Raw genomic sequence first — 14954 nt, 5'->3', positions numbered from 1 at the left:
GCCGGATCCGCAGCCCGCCCCGTAAGGAGAGACGCCCACCATGGCCATGGGAAAGACGCCGGGCTCGTCCGACGATGAGGAGGGCGCGGGCTTCGCGGAGATCAACATCACGCCGCTGACGGACGTGATGCTGGTGCTGCTCATCATCTTCATGGTGACCAGCTCGGTCATCACCCAGCAGGGTCCGGGCGGCGGCGCCAAGGCGGGCCTCAAGGTGAACCTGCCCAAGGGCGGCGCCGCGGACGTCACCGCGCGCACCACGGACCTGTCCGTGGCGGTGCTGGCGGACGGCCGCTTCGTGCTCGCGGGCAACGTCGTCGCGGAAGCCGAACTGAAGCAGGCCTTCGACAACGCGAAGAACCAGAACCCCGACACCGTGGTCATCGTGCAGGCGGACGAGGGCGTCTCCCACGGCACGGTGGTGCAGGTGATGGAGATGGCCAAGAAGGCCGGCCTCGCGCAGCTCGCCATCGGCGTGCGCGAAGGCAACTAGCCGTCCGCTCGCGCAGGCTCGAAAAGGAAAAGGCCCCCCGGCGACCATGTGCCGGAGGGCCTTCTTCATGTCAGGGCTTCAGGGGCTGCTTCAGACGGCCCCGAACGCCGCGTCGGTGATGTCCATGGGGGACGTGTCCTCGGTAGCGATGAGGCGCGCGGCGAACTCCACGTTGGGCAGCACGTTGCGCGCGTACCAGAGGGCGCTGAACTTCTTGCCCTCGTAGAACGCCTTGTCCGGGTGATCCGCGCTCACGTTGGCGGCGGCCTTCTCCGCGATGACGGCCGCGTCCAGCAGCAGCCAGCCCACGGCGACCTCCGACATCATGTTGAGGAAGCGGTTGGCGGACAGGGGGATGAGCGGGAAGCGCCCCGCGTCCTGCGACCAGCCGAACAGCGCCATCGCGCTGGACATCAGGCCTTCCTGCGCGCCGGCCAGCGTCTTCACGGCCTCGCCCAGCACCGGGTGCTCGCGGTGCGCTTCCACGAAGCTGCCCACGTCGCCCATGAACTGCTGGAAGTGCGCGCCGCCCGCCTGGCCCATCTTGCGGCCGACGAGGTCCATGGCCTGGATGTGGTTGGTGCCCTCGTAGATGGAGAAGATCTTCGAGTCGCGCGTGTACTGCTCCACCGGGTAGTCCTGGATGTAGCCGGCGCCGCCGTACACCTGGATGGCCTGCGCGCAGAGGCGGAAGGCCTGGTCCGAACCGTAGGACTTCACCAGCGGCGTCAGCACCTCGACCTGGCCCTTGTGGTAGGTGGCCGCGTCGTCGTCCTTGCCCGCCAGCTGCTTCGCCTTGTCCAGGTGCATGGCCAGCTTGATGACCAGCGCGCGGATGCCTTCGACGTGCGCCTTGATGTCCAGCAGCATGCGGCGGACGTCCGGGTGCTCGATGATGGAGGCGCGCGGCGCGGACGGGTCCTTCCACTTGGTGAAGTGGGAGCCCTGCTTGCGGTCCTTCGCGTAGTCGAGCGCGTTGTAGTACGCGGCCGACGCCAGGCTCACGCCCTGGATGCCCACGGCGATGCGCGCGCCGTTCATCATCTTGAACATCTGGCTCATGCCGACGTGCTCGACGGTCCCCACGAGCTCGCCCAGACAGCCGTCGTTCTCACCGAAGTTGAGGACACAGGTCGCGGAGCCGTTGATGCCCATCTTGTGCTCGATGGACGCCACGGTGACGTCGTTCGCCTGGCCCGCGGAGCCGTCCGCGTTGATGCGCAGCTTGGGGACGATGAACAGCGACAGGCCCTTGGTGCCCACCGGCGCGCCGTCAATGCGCGCGAGCACCAGGTGGATGATGTTCCCGGCCATGTCGTGATCGCCGCCGGAGATGAAGATCTTCGTGCCCCGGATGCTGTAGGTGCCGTCCCCGTTGCGCTTCGCGGTGGACTTGGCCGCGCCCACGTCGGAGCCGGCGTGCGGCTCGGTGAGGCACATGGTGCCGCCCCACGTACCGTTGAGCATGCGCTCCACGAACTGCTTCTGCTGCACGGGCGTGCCGCACTCGGCGATAACTTCCGCCGCGCCGAACGCCAGGCCCGGGTACATGTTGAAGGCCGTGTTGGCGCCGGAGAGGATCTCCTCCACCGTCACCTGCAGCATCATGGGAGCGCCCTGGCCGCCGTGGTCCGGGCTCACCGCCACCGTCTTGAAGCCCTGCTCGTAGAGCTTGTTCCACGCGTCCTTGAAGCCCTTGGGCGTGTAGACGGCACCGTTCTCCACCCGGCAGCCCTCGCGGTCACCCACCGAGTTGAGCGGCCCCAGCACCTCGCGCGCGAAGCGGTACGTCTCCGTGAGGACCGCCTTCGCCTCGTCCGGCCCCCAGGCGTCGTAGGGCGCCTGGCCCGCCACCTGGCCGAAGCCGAACTGCTCGAACAGCGTGAAGAAGATCTCTCGAAGGTCGGTCTTGTAGGTGTTGATGCCGGCGGACATGGCCACTCCTGCGTGGGGGCTCGCTGCCTGCCTGCTTCCCGCAGGGCGGGAAAAAGTAAGGGTCAGCGGCCCATGTGACGCAGGAAGTGTGGCGTCGACTGATTTTTGAGTCAACCCAAGATGACACCCCGCGTTGACGGTCGGTCGAAGCCGCCCTTCTCGAACGCGGGAATTCGTCTTGGAACGCCTACTTCTTGGCCTTCTTCGCTACCGGGAGGGAGGCCGTCTTGGCGGCGGGCTTCTCCCGGGGAGCGGTCTTCTTGGACGAGGCACCGGCGCGGGGCTCGTCCGCCTCCTCGTCGTCTTCGTCGTCCTCGTCCCGGTCGCGCTCCGGGGCGGACGGCGGGACGCTGCTGGCGGCCTCCGGGGCGGAGGTCGCGGGGGCCGGGACGACCAGGCTCTCGCGGGGGACCTCCACCACGATGGGCGACTGGCCGGAGCGCTGCCGGTTCTCGTCCTCCAGCGAGTAGAAGAGCTGGATCTGCGAGCCGCCCTTCATGACGAGCTCGCCCTTCTGGTTCTCCGCCCAGAGGTCGATTTCGACGAAGTACCGGCCGCCGGAGCCGTGGCGGTCGCTCACGCGGCCCTTGCAGACCACGGTGTCGCCCGGCCACACCATCTTGATGAAGCGGACGTTGTAGCGCCGCAGCTGCCCGCCGCGCGCCCAGTCGCTGATGAGCTGGCCGAGCATGCCCATGACGAGCATGCCCGGAGCGTAGACGGACGGCATGCCCACGCTCTTGGCGTAGAGCTCGTCCACGTGCACGGGGTTGTAGTCGCCGGAGGCGCCCGCGTAGCGCGACAGCTGGACGCGGTCCACCGGAGCCTTGGCCAGCGCCGGCAGCTCGTCACCGACGCGGATGGATTCGAAGTAGAGCTTGCGCGCGGGCATCAGGCGTTCTCCTTGGCGGCACGCACCACGAGGGTCCGGCGGGCGCGGAAGACGAGGTTGCCCTCTTCGTCCCGGCCTTCGTCCTCGATGACCGCGATGTCCATCTTGCCGGACATGCCCGGCCGCTCGAAGACGTCCGACACGCGGGTGGACACGTAGATGCGGTCCCCCGCGAAGATGGGCCGCTCGTAGTCGAAGCCCTGTTCGGCGTGCAGCAGGCTCTTGATGCCCACCCCCAAGAGCTCCCGCAGGTCCGCGGCGGAATGGAACGACGCGGGAAACGTGGGAGGCGCGACGATGGTGGGGTAGCCCGAGGCGCGGGCGTACTCCTCGTCGTAATAGATGGGATTGTAGTCGCCGATTGCCTCGGCGAAGCGCCGGATGGCGCCCTTCTCCACCTCGTTGAGCGTCGGCGGCGAGGCGCGGCCAATCGCGTTCTTGTCCAGCATTTCCCTCTCCTGATGAACCTTCAGCGTCCTGACGGAAGCTCGAGCACCGTCAGGAGCCCGGCCTCCGCGGCCGTCAAACGTGGCGCGGCATTCACCAGCGCGTTCGCGGTGGCCCGGTCGCCCGCCACTCCCCCCGGGATTTCCAGCACCAGTCTGGGGTCCGCGTCGATTTCGATGCGATCCCGTGGGTTGTCCGCCCCTACCGCGATGGTCAGCTCCAGGCGGACCCGCTCCTGCCCCTCCTCCAAACCCACCACGGACTGGAACATGCCCGCGACGCGGCCTTTCTTCACGACAAATGCGCCGCCGGTGATCTCCTCCTCGGCGAACACGGGCGCGACCTCCTCCTCGAAGTCGTCGCAGTCCAGCCCCAGCCCCACCGCCGCCAGCGCCGCGGACTCCACCAGCCCCACGTGGCCCAGCTCCTCGCGGTCCACCAGGTCGAAGAACTCCTCCTCCGTCAGGCCCGCGCCCACCTTGCGCTGCAGGGCCTCACGGCGCGTGCGCGCGTCCACCACCCGGCTGGCCAGCACCTTGCGCACGGGGCCACACACCTGCCCCGCGGTGGCCACCAGGCGGTCCAGCACGAAGCCCGGGTTCACGCCCGTGCCCACGATGGCGACGCCCGCCTTCTCCGCGGCGCGCTCCAGCTTCGCCGCCAGCTCCGGGTACTTGAGGTGCGGGAACGCCAGCTCCTCGCAGGTGCTGGCCACCGGCAGGCCCAGCTTCAGCGCGTCCAGCAGCTGATCCATCACCTGGGACAGCCGCGAGCTGGTGGCGTGCAGCACCACCACGCCCTTGCGGCGCCCCACGGCGCGCTCGAGCGCGTCCGCGACCTTGAAGCGTGGCCCGGCCAGCCCCAGCACGTCGCCCAGCGGGCGCCCCACCAGGGAGGGCTGCGGGTCCACCGCGCCAATCAGTTCCACTTCGGGGGATGAGAGGGCCGCCCTGGCAATTTCCTGCCCGATGAACCCCAGCCCCATCACCACCACCGGCACCGGCCCATCAGGGGCTCTAGCCATCGGAGATTGCTCCCGAATTCCAAGGGGTTACAGCCATTTACGTCGGGTAGGCGGCCACCATAGAACACGGCTCGACGGGCAGGCAAGCAGGACGTGGAGTCCGGCGACGTCCTGGATGAGGGAAACTTCAAGGATTCCGGCTGTTTAGCGGCACTGGAAAGCTTGGGGGGGCCTGTCTGCCTGCCCCCGGACCGGCTATAAGAGTCTGAGAAAAGCGCAGCCCACTCGCTCGGAGCGTATCAGCCCATGGCCCGAATCCTCGTGGTGGACGACGACGTGCTCATCCTCGCGGCGCTGTCCCGGATCCTCCAGGCGGAGGGTTACGAGGTCGTGACACACAGCGATCCAGTGGTGGCGGCGCGGGAGCAGGGCTTCGACGTCGTCCTGACGGACTTCATGATGCCGTACCTCAACGGCATCGAGCTCTTGTCTGCGCTCCGGGAGAGGAACCCTCGCGCGGTGCGGCTGATGTTGACCGCGGCGGCGGACTTCAAGACGGCGTCGGAGGCGGTGAACCGGGGTGAGGTCTTCCGGCTGCTGGGCAAGCCGTGGGCCTTGAGCGACCTGACGAGCAGCATCCGGCAGGCCTTCGAGCACCACCGGCTGGTGGCGGCCAACGAGCGGCTGACGCGCGAGGTCGCGGAGAAGAACGCGGAGCTCCTGGCCATCAACGAGGGGCTGGAGCGCCGGGTCATCGAGCGCACCACGGGCCTTCTGGACGGGCTCATCAGCGCGCTGGACTACCGGGACACGGAGACGCAGTGGCACTCGCGGCGCGTGTCGCTGTACGCGCGGCGGCTGGCGCAGGAGATCGGCCTCAGCGGCCCGGCGCTGGACGTGGTGGAACAGGGCGCGCTGTTGCACGACATCGGGAAGATTGGCGTGCGGGACTCCATCCTGCTCAAGCCCGGACCGCTCACGCCGGACGAGTGGGTGGAGATGAAGCTGCACCCGGAGTTCGGCTACCGGATGCTGGCGAAGATGCCCTATCTGCACGAGGCGGCGCTCATCGTCCTGCAGCACCAGGAGCGCTGGGACGGCAAGGGCTACCCGCTGGGGCTACAGGGCGAGGAGATCGTCGTCGGCGCGCGCATCTTCTGTCTCGTGGACACGCTGGACGCCATCACGTCCGACCGGCCCTATCGCAAGGGGCGCCCCATGAGCGTGGCGCGCGAAGAGGTCCGCCGCTGCGCGGGCACGCAGTTCGACCCGGCGCTGGCGGAGGCGTTCCTCGGCCTCCCGGAGACGGAGTGGGCCCGCATCCGCCGTGAGGTGGAGCTGATGGAGGAAGCGGAGACCCACCGCTGGACGGGCGGGAAGTTGAACGCCCAGGGTGAGCCGGTGCCCGCGCGCGCCGCCGGGGCCTGACGCGCGAGGGGACTGCTTCAGGGGGCGCGGGTGCCGACGAGGACGTCGTCGATGACCGTGCCCTCCAGCAGCGCATCCACGACGTCCATCCCGCTGACGACTTCGCCGAAGGCCGTGTAGCGGCCGTCCAGGTGCGGCTGCGGTGAGTGGGTGAAGAAGAACTGGCTGCCGCCCGTGTCCCTGCCCGACAACGCCATCCCCACCGTGCCCCGCGCATACGGCCGGCGCGTCATCTCACAGCGGATGGAGTGCCCGGGACCGCCCTCCCCGTCTCCGCGCGGGTCTCCGCCCTGCGCGACGAAGTCCGGCACCACGCGGTGGAAGGTGACGCCCCGGAAGTAGCCCTGCTTCGCGAGCGCCACCAGGTTGCCGCCCGTGAGCGGTGCGTCCGCATCCAACAGGACGGTGATGTCGCCCTTGCGCGTGCGCAGCGTGAGCGTCGTCCCGGGGGGCGCGGCCGGCGGGCGGTACGTATCCGCGGGCAGCTCCACGCGAAGGGAGCGGACGGGGGCGCCCGTGAGCGACGTGAGGGACTCAGCGGCGACGCGGCGCACGTTGGCGTGGGGATGGGTCAGCCATTCGCGCAGGCGGGGTTCCGCCGCCCGGCCCTGCAACGCGACGAGCGCTCCAGCCACCGCCTCCGCGAGGTCCGGCTCCTTGGGGACGCGCTCGGCCAGGGCCTGCAACGCGGGCAGGGCTTCGGCGTCCTTCAGCTTGCCGGCGGTGGCCGCGGCCAGCCCCGCCACCACCGCGTCTCCTCCGCCGATGAGCGCGCGCACGGGCGCCATCGCTTCAGGCACGGGGCGCTCGGAGAGGGCATCCAGCGCGGCGCCACGCACGACGGGACTGGTGTGATTCAGGTAGGGCACCGCGAACGCCGCGCCGGGCACCGCCGGGCTGGCCTCGCCGGGCTTCGCCGTGGCGGTGGACGCTCCCTTGAACTGGGCCACCTCGTGCAGCCCCAACGCGAGCCGCCGGGCTTCAGGCACGCGGCCGTATCCGCACTGGAGAACCTGCTCCAGACTCCCCTGCTGCCGGTCCATGGCCGCCGCGAACCGGCAGTCCAGCCAGGCGAGGTCCGCGTGGGCCTCCTCGGTGGCCGCGCCGCGGTCGGCCGCCGCGAGCGCGGTCCGCAGGAGCTGCAACACCGGCCGCCCACGCACCGGAAGCCCCTGCTGCGCCACCGCCAGCAGGGCATGTCCCTGCTCGGCCTTCCCTTCCGCCACGCGCTTCGCACGGAACGCGAGGCGCTCCAACGCGAGCAGCGGATCGCATGGCGGCCCTTCCTGGCACTTCACCGCCAGCTTCGCCAACGCCCGCGCCGCCTCCGCCTCCACGCGGGGCGTGCCCTCCGCGAGCACCATGGCCAGCCCCGTCGTGTCGGGACCGGTGCCCACGCTGCCCACGTCCCCCAGGCCCTTCGCGCAGAGGGCCATGACATCCGGATGACCATTGGCCAGACAGGAGCGCAGCGCCTCCACGGAGTCCGGCCGCTTCGACGTCGCCAGGAGGTATGCGCCGGCCAGGTTCACCTCCGTCCGCTCGCGGGGCTTCACCAGCGCGCGGATCGCTTCCATCGGAACGTTCGCCGCCGCCGCCGCGCCCGCCTTGCGCGCCGCCACGCCCAGCGCCGTCGCCGCGGCCTCGGACCAGGGGCCACTCGCCGGAGACAGGCGGGCCGTCAGCACCTCCACCGCGCCGGGCGTGGCCAGCTTGCCCAGGGACTCCAGCAGCGTGATGCGCACCCAGCCGTCGGCTTCCGTGGCCTCGGCGCGCACCAGCGCTCCAGTCAGCGCCGTCCGCGCGTCCTCCGGCAGGGGCTCCCACGACAACGCCAGCTCGCCCGCCGCGAAGGCAGCCTCGTCGCGCACGGACTTGTCCTGCGCCGTCAGCCCGGCGACCACGGCCTCCAGCGTCGCCACGTCCTGGATGCGCGCCAGGGCCCGGAGGGCACGCACGCGCACGGCCGTGTCCGGGGCCGCCGTGGCGAGCCGCACGAGCTCACCGCCTCCCAGCGAGCGGCGATCCTCCCAGTCCTGGATCCGCGCCATCACCTGGGCGGGCAGCTCCGGCGGCGGAGCGGGCGGCGGCACCGTTCGGGCGCAGGCGCACAAGAGGAGGAATCCGGCGGACACTGCGGTGGGCAGGCGGGCCATGGCCCGAGGGGCTAGGTCAATTCCCCGCGAAAATCCAGGGGTTATGGCGCTGAACAGGTTTGACAGCCACGCGCCGGGGCCGGGAAGATATCGGGCCGTTTCCCCCCTCCCGGAGCACCGGCCCTGAACTGCCCAGGCTGCAATCGCAAGGTCGCGGACGACACCGCCATCTGCCCCAACTGCGACTACATCATCGACCAGTCCTTCCTTTCGGGAGCCGGGGACGAGGGAGACTCCGGTGATGACGAGAGCACCGGGGTCGGTCCCCCGCCGCGCTCGCGTCCGCCCGCGGCCCGTGCCGCGCCGGAGTCCCGTGCGCGCCCTGCCCCGGCCCGCGCCAAGACGGGCGCCCGCCCCGCCGCGCCGCCGAGCGACGACTCCACCAACGTGCGCAGCATGGAGGACATCGCCCGGGAGAAGGCCCAGCGGGCTCCCTCGCGAGCGGGCAGCGGCGCCGCCAAGGCCGCTCCCGCACGGGCACCGGCCCCCCGCCGCGCCCCGGCTCCCGCGCCTGTCGACGAGGACGAGGACGACGCCGGAGACGCGGTGGCGGACCCCTGGTCCCGCGAGGCCCGCGAGCTGGAGTCCACCCGCTCCCCCATCGATGATCCGGAGGTCCTGCTGGACGACGCGCGCTCGTTCCTGCGCGAGCTGGAGGGCGGTGACCGCATCGCGTTCTGGGGCGCGGCGCTGGTGGTGCTCTCCTGCTTCATGCCGTGGAAGGAGACGGCGGAGGACGGCGACTTCCTGGGCCTCATCAGCCTGGGGTTCATCTCCTTCCTGTTCGCCATCGTGACCATGGTCTTCGTGGGCCTGCGCGCGCGGCAGGTGATGACCTGGGTGAACCCCATGCTGCCGTGGGGCGCGCAGATGGTCAGCAGCGTGGTGACCCTCGTCTGGTCGCTGGTGTTCCTGAAGATCTCCTCGGACACCACCCTCGTGCCGTCGCCGCTCGGCAACGCGGAGATGATGAACTCGTCGCCGAGCATCGGCTGTTTCCTGGGCATCCTCGGTGGCGTCATCGCGGTGCTGGGCGGCCTGATGGGATTGAAACGCCAGGAGTAGGCCCGCGAGGATTTCGCTGCCGCGCCGGACGGGAGGCGGGCTACCGTCGCCCGCCACCATGTCCGACGCCACGCCCCTCTCCCGCCTCCTCGACGCGCTGGGCTCGGCCGTCGTGGGCCAGCCCCGCGTGCTGGCCGACCTGGTGACGGCCTTCCTCGCCCGCGGCCACGTGCTGCTGGAGGGCGTGCCCGGCGTCGCCAAGACGCTCACCGCGCGCAGCATGGCGGGGGCGTTGGGACTCTCCTTCTCCCGCGTGCAGTTCACCCCGGACCTGATGCCCGCGGACATCCTGGGCACCAACGTCTTCCAGCCGCAGGAGCAGACCTTCCGCCTGATGAAGGGCCCCGTCTTCACGGAGGTCCTGGTCGCGGATGAGATCAACCGCACCCCGCCCAAGACGCAGGCAGCGCTCCTGGAGGCCATGGAGGAGCGGCAGGTCACCATCGACGGCGTCACCCACCCGCTGCCGCCGCACTTCTTCGTCGTCGCCACGCAGAACCCGCTGGAGCTGGAGGGCACCTATCCCCTCCCCGAGGCGCAGCTGGACCGGTTCCTCATGCGCGTGCGCGTGGGCTACCCGGACGGGGACTCCGAGACCGCGTTGCTGCGCGCCTTCCACCAGCGCGAGGGCCGCCCGCCCAGCGTTTCCCGCGTGCTGGACGCTGGCACGCTGACGGAGCTGCAGGACCGCGCGGCCCGCGTCGCGTGTGACGACTCCATCCTCCAGTACGTCGTGCAGCTCGTGCGCGACACCCGTGCCCACCCCCGCGTGCGGCTGGGTGCCAGTCCCCGCGCCGCGCAGGCCCTGCTCGCGGCGGCCAAGGCGGCCGCGGCGCTCCGGGGCACCGACTTCGTCACCCCGGACGACGTGAAGGCCGTCACGCCCAGCGTCCTCAACCACCGCCTCCTCCTCAAGGCCGAGGCGGAGGTGGAGGGCGTCACCGCGGATGACGTGCTGAAGCAGATGCTCGAACGGGTGCGAGTGCCCCGGTGAGCGCCGGGCGTCCCGTCCCCAGCGGCCTCGCCGTGGCGCTGTTCGCCGGGGCGCTCGTGCCCGCCGCGCTCGCGGTGGCGAGCCCCGCCTTCGGGTGGCTGGCGCTCGCGGTGGACGTGGCCGTCCTGCTCCTGTGCGCGGTGGACTTCGTGCGCGCGCCGCATGCCCGCGACATCGAGGTCCACCGCGAGGTGGAGCCCATCCTCTCCTCCGGCGTGGACAACACCGTGCGCTGGGAGCTGCGGTCGCGCACGGACACGCCGGTGCGCGGCGAATTGCGCGACGAGCCGCCCCTGGACGTGGAGAGCCACGGCCACCGGCAGCCCTTCACGCTGGAGGCCGGAAACGCGTCCACGCGGCTGACGTACCGGGTGCATCCTCCCTCGCGGGGCGATGCGCGCTTCGGCGACGTGAACCTGCGGCTGATGGGGCCCCTGGGCCTGTGCTCGCGGCAGGTGAAGCTGCCCGCGGGACAGGACGTGAAGGTGTATCCGGACCTGAGCGCCCTGTCGCGCGAGGCGCTGACGCTGGCGCGCGCGTCGGAGGCCGTGTCCGCGCGCACGCTCCTGCGCAAGTCGGTGGAGGGCCGCGAGTTCGAATCGCTGCGCGAGTACCGCCCCGGCGACGACTACCGCCACATCGACTGGAAGTCCTCCGCGCGCCACGGCCACACGCTGGTGCGCACGTGGCAGCCGGAGCGCCACCAACCGGTGTTGCTGCTCTTGGACTGCGGCCGTCACATGGCGGGCCGGGTGCAGGGGCGCAGGAAGCTGGACCACGCGGTGGACGCGGCGCTGCGGCTGGCGCGCGTGAGCCTGGACGCGGGGGACGTGGTGGGCGTGCTCGCGTTCGCCAGCGACGTGCGCGCCTTCCTGCCGCCGCGCAAGGGCGCGGAGCACCTGCGCCTCATCACCGAGTCGCTCTACCGCGCGGAGGCCGGCCTGGAGGAGAGCGACTACGGCCGCGCGTTCGACTTCGCCTTCGCCCGTCAGACGCGCCGCGCGCTGGTGGTGCTCTTCACCGACCTGGTGGATCCGGACGCGTCCGCCGCGCTCCTCACGCGCACGCTGGCCCTGCGCCCGCGGCACCTGCCCGTCGTCGCGTCGCTGCTGGACGAGGACCTGGAGGCCGCCGCCACCGACGTGCCCGGCGACGCCCCTTCCGCCTACGCGCGGCAGGCCGCGTCCCGCATGGAGGCCGAATACCGCCGCACCGCCACCACGCTGCGCGACGCGGGGGCACTGGTGGTGCGCGCACCGGCACGCGGCTTCGGCGCTGCTGCACTCAACGTGTACCTGGACGTGAAGGCGCGCGGGCGGCTCTGAGCGCTCGCGTCGCATTCGTCAAGACCTTTGAGACATTCCCGCGCACGTGCACGCGTGCGGCGTTTCGCCGAACGCCACGCTTGCCAATCGCGCGGAGGCCGAGTTTTCGGCCTCGCGGAGGACCCCCTTTACAGATGCGGATCGCTCCCCAGAATGGCGCGCCTCAACTGTTCGCGCGTACGCGCGCACGCTCCAAACCGGACGGGAGGCGGGACTTGGCGGAGGTCGCGAGGGGTTTGAAGCTGGAAGTGGAAGCGGACGCCGCGGCCATCGCGGCCCGCGCCGCGGAGGAGCTGGTGGAGGCGGGGCTGACGCCCTTCCACGAGCGGCTCCTCGCCGAGGAGCTGCTGGCGCGCAGTGGTGACACGCAGCAGCGGCTGGCCAACGCGCTGGCTGAAGCGAAGGTGGACCTCAACCCCCACCAGGTCGAAGCGGCGATGTTCGCGCTGGACGCGCTGTCGCGCGGCGGCTGCATGCTCGCGGACGAGGTGGGCCTGGGGAAGACCATCGAGGCGGGCCTCGTCGTGGCCCAGCTCATGGCGGAGGGCAAGAACCGCATCCTCATCCTGGCCCCGGCGGTGCTGCGCGCGCAGTGGAATGCCGAATTGCGCGAGAAGTTCGACCTGGACAGCGTCCTCGTCGACGGCCGCGACGTGAAGAAGCACAACAACTGCTTCGACCAGCCCTTCCCCGTCATCTGCTCGCACCCGTTCGCGGCGAACCGCTCCGCGCTCGTGTCGGAGATTCCCTGGGACCTGGTCATCATCGACGAGGCCCACCGCCTGCGGAACGCGCACCGGGCCAACAACAAGACGGGCCAGGCGCTGCGCGCGTCGCTGGCGGGCCGTCCCAAGCTGCTGCTCACCGCCACCCCGCTCCAGAACGACCTGATGGAGCTGTTCGGCCTGATGTCGCTGCTGGACGAGCAGATTCTCGGGCCCGAGCACGCCTTCCGCAGCCGCTACCGCGCCGACGAGGGCGGCGGCATGACGGAGGCCGCCGCGTGCGAGCTCAAGGAGCGGCTGGCCCCGGTGGTGCAACGCACGCTGCGCCGCCAGGTGCGCGAGTACGTGCGCTACACCAACCGCCGCAGCATCGTGGAGGACTTCCACCCGTCCCCCGAAGAGCACGACCTCTACGAGAAGGTCAGCGAGTACCTGCAGCGCTCGGAGGCCGCGGCCATCGAGCCCGGCAAGAAGACGCTCTTGACGCTGTGCTACCGCAAGCTGCTGGCCTCCTCCACGTTCGCCATCGCGCCCACGCTGCGCCGCCTGTCGGAAAATCTGGAGAAGCGCCTGGCGGCCGCGCGGCTGGGACAGCAGGCCCTGGCGCTCTTCGAGCCGGACGAGGCGAAGCAGTTCGTGGAGGAAGGCGAGGAGTGGTCCGACGACCCCGCCAAGGCCCCCCAGGTCCGCACGCTGGAGCAGGAGGTCTGGGAGCTGCGCCAGTACGCGGACCTCGCGGACTCCATCCGGATCAACGCCAAGGGTGAGGCGCTCAAGCGCGCGCTGGACCGCACCTTCGCGGTGATGCGCACGCACTCCTGGCCGGAGAAGGCGCTCATCTTCACGGAGTCCAAGCGCACGCAGCAGTACCTGTTCCGGCTGCTATCGGAGCACGGCTACAAGGACAAGATCTCGCTGCTCTCCGGTGATGCGGGAGGCACGCCCGAGGAGCGCCGGGCGCTGGTGGAGGAGTTCCGCAACAAGTCGCAGATCCTCATCTGCACGGAAGCGGGCGCGGAAGGCCTCAACCTCCAGTTCTGCAACCTGGTGGTGAACTACGACCTGCCGTGGAACCCGCAGCGCGTGGAGCAGCGCATCGGCCGGTGCCACCGCTACGGCCAGCAGCGCGACGTGCTGGTGGTGAACTTCCTCAACCGGCAGAACGCGGCGGACGCGCGCCTGTTCGAACTGCTGGAGAAGAAGCTCAACCTCTTCGACGGCGTGTTCGGCGCGTCCGACGAAATCCTGGGCGCGCTGGAGAGCGGCGTCGACTTCGAGCGGCGCGTGCTGGACATCTACCAGTCCTGCCGCAACCCCGCGGACATCAACGTCGCCTTCGACAAGCTGCGCGAGGAGCTGGAAGGCACCATCACCCAGCGCATGACGGCGATGCGCTCGGTGGTGCTGGAGCGCTTCGACGGCGACGTGCGCCGCCGGCTGCGCGTGGCGGGAGACCAGGCCAAAGAGGTGGTGGCCAAGCGCCAGCAGGAGGCGCGGGCGCTCACGGGCTCCGTGCTGGGCAGCCGCACCTCCGGACGGCTCCAGGTGGCCAAGGCCGCCTACGCGGTGCGCGACCGCACCCAGGACACCGTCAGCTACCTGCAGCTGGACGCGGCGGGCCTGCCTTCACGGCTGGCGCGGCTGGCCGGCAGCGAGGGCTGGTGGTTCGCCTACAAGTTCGAAACCACCGGCCTCAAGCCGGAGGAGAAGCTGGTCCACCTGGTGCTGGTGAAGGACCGGGACGGCGGCTTCCGGGCCCTGCCGCTGACGGACGGTGTCCACTTCACGAAGCTCGACGCCAAGGAAGAGAAGCGGCGGCAGCCCGCGCCGGTGTCGGTCCAGCTCATGCAAGAGCAGTCGCTCATGACCGCCAAGGATGAGCTGATTCGGGCCGCGGAACGGCGCAACGCGCTGGAGCTGGACAAGGCCAAGGAGCGCGCGGACCGCTACGTCGAGGACTGCCTGATGGAGTCGCGCGAGGTGGTGGAGTCCGCCCGCCAGGCGTGGTTCGACGCGCGCAAGGATGTCGCCGGCGTCGAGGACATCGCGGAGCGCGCGAAGGCACGGGCGCACTCGGACCGCCTGGAGCGCGACTACCGCCGCAAGCTGGCGTCGCTGCGCAATGAAGAAGAGAAGCGCTACGCGGCCAAGGACCGGCAGATGGCGGAGCTGGCCAACAAGGGGCGCGTGACGGAGAAGCGCACCCTCATCGCCTCCGCGTACTTCTGGCTGTCCTGAAGGACGGGCCCCTTCACAGGGGCTTGAGCCGCACCCACGTCGCGCCCCAGCCTCCGTCCGCCTCGGAGGCGGACTGGAAGCCTTCGACTTCCGGCAGCGTGGGCAGCAGGGACTGAACGGTGCGCCTCAGCGCGCCCGTGCCCTTGCCGTGGATGATGCGCACGTCGAGCACGCCCTTCTGGCGGCACGCCCAGAGGTACTCGGTGACGAGCTCCTTCACCTCGCGCGGCTGGAAGAGATGCAGGTCGAGGTTCCCATCGACCGGAATTTCTACCGCTCCCAACTCATCGGG

At 70.6% G+C, this 14954-nt stretch carries 12 protein-coding genes; 6 read left to right on the top strand and 6 right to left on the bottom strand.

What is annotated here, in order from left to right; genetic code table 11:
- The first annotated feature begins 40 nt into the window (after window positions 1–40).
- On the top strand, window positions 41–493 hold the full coding sequence (locus tag D7X32_RS37805; protein ID WP_120607381.1) for an ExbD/TolR family protein: 453 nt from the start codon (window positions 41–43) through the stop codon (window positions 491–493).
- Window positions 494–583: 90 nt separating this feature from the next.
- Here D7X32_RS37805 and D7X32_RS37800 read toward each other — a convergent pair whose 3' ends face one another.
- The 4 genes from D7X32_RS37800 to D7X32_RS37785 all read right to left on the bottom strand — a co-directional run bounded on the left by D7X32_RS37800 (window position 584) and on the right by D7X32_RS37785 (window position 4791).
- A complete protein-coding gene (locus D7X32_RS37800; protein WP_120607380.1) occupies window positions 584–2428 on the bottom strand; it encodes an acyl-CoA dehydrogenase in 1845 nt (614 codons plus the stop codon).
- Between the two features lie 187 nt (window positions 2429–2615).
- The gene (locus D7X32_RS37795) at window positions 2616–3320 is read right to left on the bottom strand and encodes a MaoC family dehydratase (RefSeq protein ID WP_120607379.1); all 705 of its coding nucleotides are present in this window, start codon (window positions 3318–3320) and stop codon (window positions 2616–2618) included.
- Complete coding sequence (locus D7X32_RS37790; RefSeq protein ID WP_014397671.1) at window positions 3320–3769, bottom strand: MaoC family dehydratase N-terminal domain-containing protein; 450 nt, start codon at window positions 3767–3769, stop codon at window positions 3320–3322. The genes D7X32_RS37795 and D7X32_RS37790 overlap by 1 nt, the downstream gene beginning before the upstream one ends.
- A 20-nt stretch (window positions 3770–3789) precedes the next feature.
- Complete coding sequence (locus D7X32_RS37785) at window positions 3790–4791, bottom strand: NAD(P)H-dependent amine dehydrogenase family protein (RefSeq protein ID WP_120607378.1); 1002 nt, start codon at window positions 4789–4791, stop codon at window positions 3790–3792.
- 246 nt (window positions 4792–5037) lie between these two features.
- On the opposite strand from D7X32_RS37785, the gene D7X32_RS37780 reads away from it, so the two are divergent.
- Window positions 5038–6159, top strand: a complete 1122-nt coding sequence (locus tag D7X32_RS37780) for an HD domain-containing phosphohydrolase (protein ID WP_120607377.1) — start codon at window positions 5038–5040, stop codon at window positions 6157–6159.
- Window positions 6160–6176: 17 nt separating this feature from the next.
- Here D7X32_RS37780 and D7X32_RS37775 read toward each other — a convergent pair whose 3' ends face one another.
- The gene (locus tag D7X32_RS37775) at window positions 6177–8315 is read right to left on the bottom strand and encodes a peptidylprolyl isomerase (protein ID WP_120607376.1); all 2139 of its coding nucleotides are present in this window, start codon (window positions 8313–8315) and stop codon (window positions 6177–6179) included.
- A gap of 396 nt (window positions 8316–8711) precedes the next feature.
- Between D7X32_RS37775 and D7X32_RS37770 the strand changes: the two genes are divergently transcribed.
- From D7X32_RS37770 to D7X32_RS37755, 4 genes are all read left to right on the top strand, one after another.
- On the top strand, window positions 8712–9380 hold the full coding sequence (locus D7X32_RS37770; protein WP_120607383.1) for a hypothetical protein: 669 nt from the start codon (window positions 8712–8714) through the stop codon (window positions 9378–9380).
- Between the two features lie 58 nt (window positions 9381–9438).
- Window positions 9439–10374: an AAA family ATPase gene (locus D7X32_RS37765; RefSeq protein ID WP_120607375.1), complete on the top strand. Its 936-nt coding sequence runs from the start codon at window positions 9439–9441 to the stop codon at window positions 10372–10374.
- On the top strand, window positions 10371–11699 hold the full coding sequence (locus D7X32_RS37760) for a DUF58 domain-containing protein (protein WP_120607374.1): 1329 nt from the start codon (window positions 10371–10373) through the stop codon (window positions 11697–11699). The genes D7X32_RS37765 and D7X32_RS37760 overlap by 4 nt, the downstream gene beginning before the upstream one ends.
- 242 nt (window positions 11700–11941) lie before the next feature.
- Complete coding sequence (locus D7X32_RS37755; RefSeq protein WP_244239408.1) at window positions 11942–14662, top strand: SNF2-related protein; 2721 nt, start codon at window positions 11942–11944, stop codon at window positions 14660–14662.
- Between the two features lie 13 nt (window positions 14663–14675).
- On the opposite strand, the gene D7X32_RS37750 is transcribed toward D7X32_RS37755, so the two are convergent.
- A partial coding sequence (locus tag D7X32_RS37750) for a Smr/MutS family protein (RefSeq protein ID WP_439329040.1) occupies window positions 14676–14954 on the bottom strand: 279 nt, incomplete at its 5' end.

Origin of the sequence: Corallococcus carmarthensis, assembly GCF_003611695.1 — a bacterium.
GTDB classification, from domain to species: Bacteria; Myxococcota; Myxococcia; order Myxococcales; family Myxococcaceae; genus Corallococcus; species Corallococcus carmarthensis.
Note: the sequence above shows the minus strand (reverse complement) of the source record. Positions and strands in the feature narration are given on the sequence as shown.

Excerpts from the sequence above, each read along its gene's own strand:
- D7X32_RS37805 (WP_120607381.1), top strand. The coding sequence starts at position 41 with ATGGCCATGGGAAAGACGCCGGGCTCGTCCGACGATGAGGAGGGCGCG.
- D7X32_RS37800 (WP_120607380.1), bottom strand. The coding sequence starts at position 2,428 with ATGTCCGCCGGCATCAACACCTACAAGACCGACCTTCGAGAGATCTTC.
- D7X32_RS37795 (WP_120607379.1), bottom strand. The coding sequence starts at position 3,320 with ATGCCCGCGCGCAAGCTCTACTTCGAATCCATCCGCGTCGGTGACGAG.
- D7X32_RS37790 (WP_014397671.1), bottom strand. The coding sequence starts at position 3,769 with ATGCTGGACAAGAACGCGATTGGCCGCGCCTCGCCGCCGACGCTCAAC.
- D7X32_RS37785 (WP_120607378.1), bottom strand. The coding sequence starts at position 4,791 with ATGGCTAGAGCCCCTGATGGGCCGGTGCCGGTGGTGGTGATGGGGCTG.
- D7X32_RS37780 (WP_120607377.1), top strand. The coding sequence starts at position 5,038 with ATGGCCCGAATCCTCGTGGTGGACGACGACGTGCTCATCCTCGCGGCG.
- D7X32_RS37775 (WP_120607376.1), bottom strand. The coding sequence starts at position 8,315 with ATGGCCCGCCTGCCCACCGCAGTGTCCGCCGGATTCCTCCTCTTGTGC.
- D7X32_RS37770 (WP_120607383.1), top strand. The coding sequence starts at position 8,712 with ATGGAGGACATCGCCCGGGAGAAGGCCCAGCGGGCTCCCTCGCGAGCG.
- D7X32_RS37765 (WP_120607375.1), top strand. The coding sequence starts at position 9,439 with ATGTCCGACGCCACGCCCCTCTCCCGCCTCCTCGACGCGCTGGGCTCG.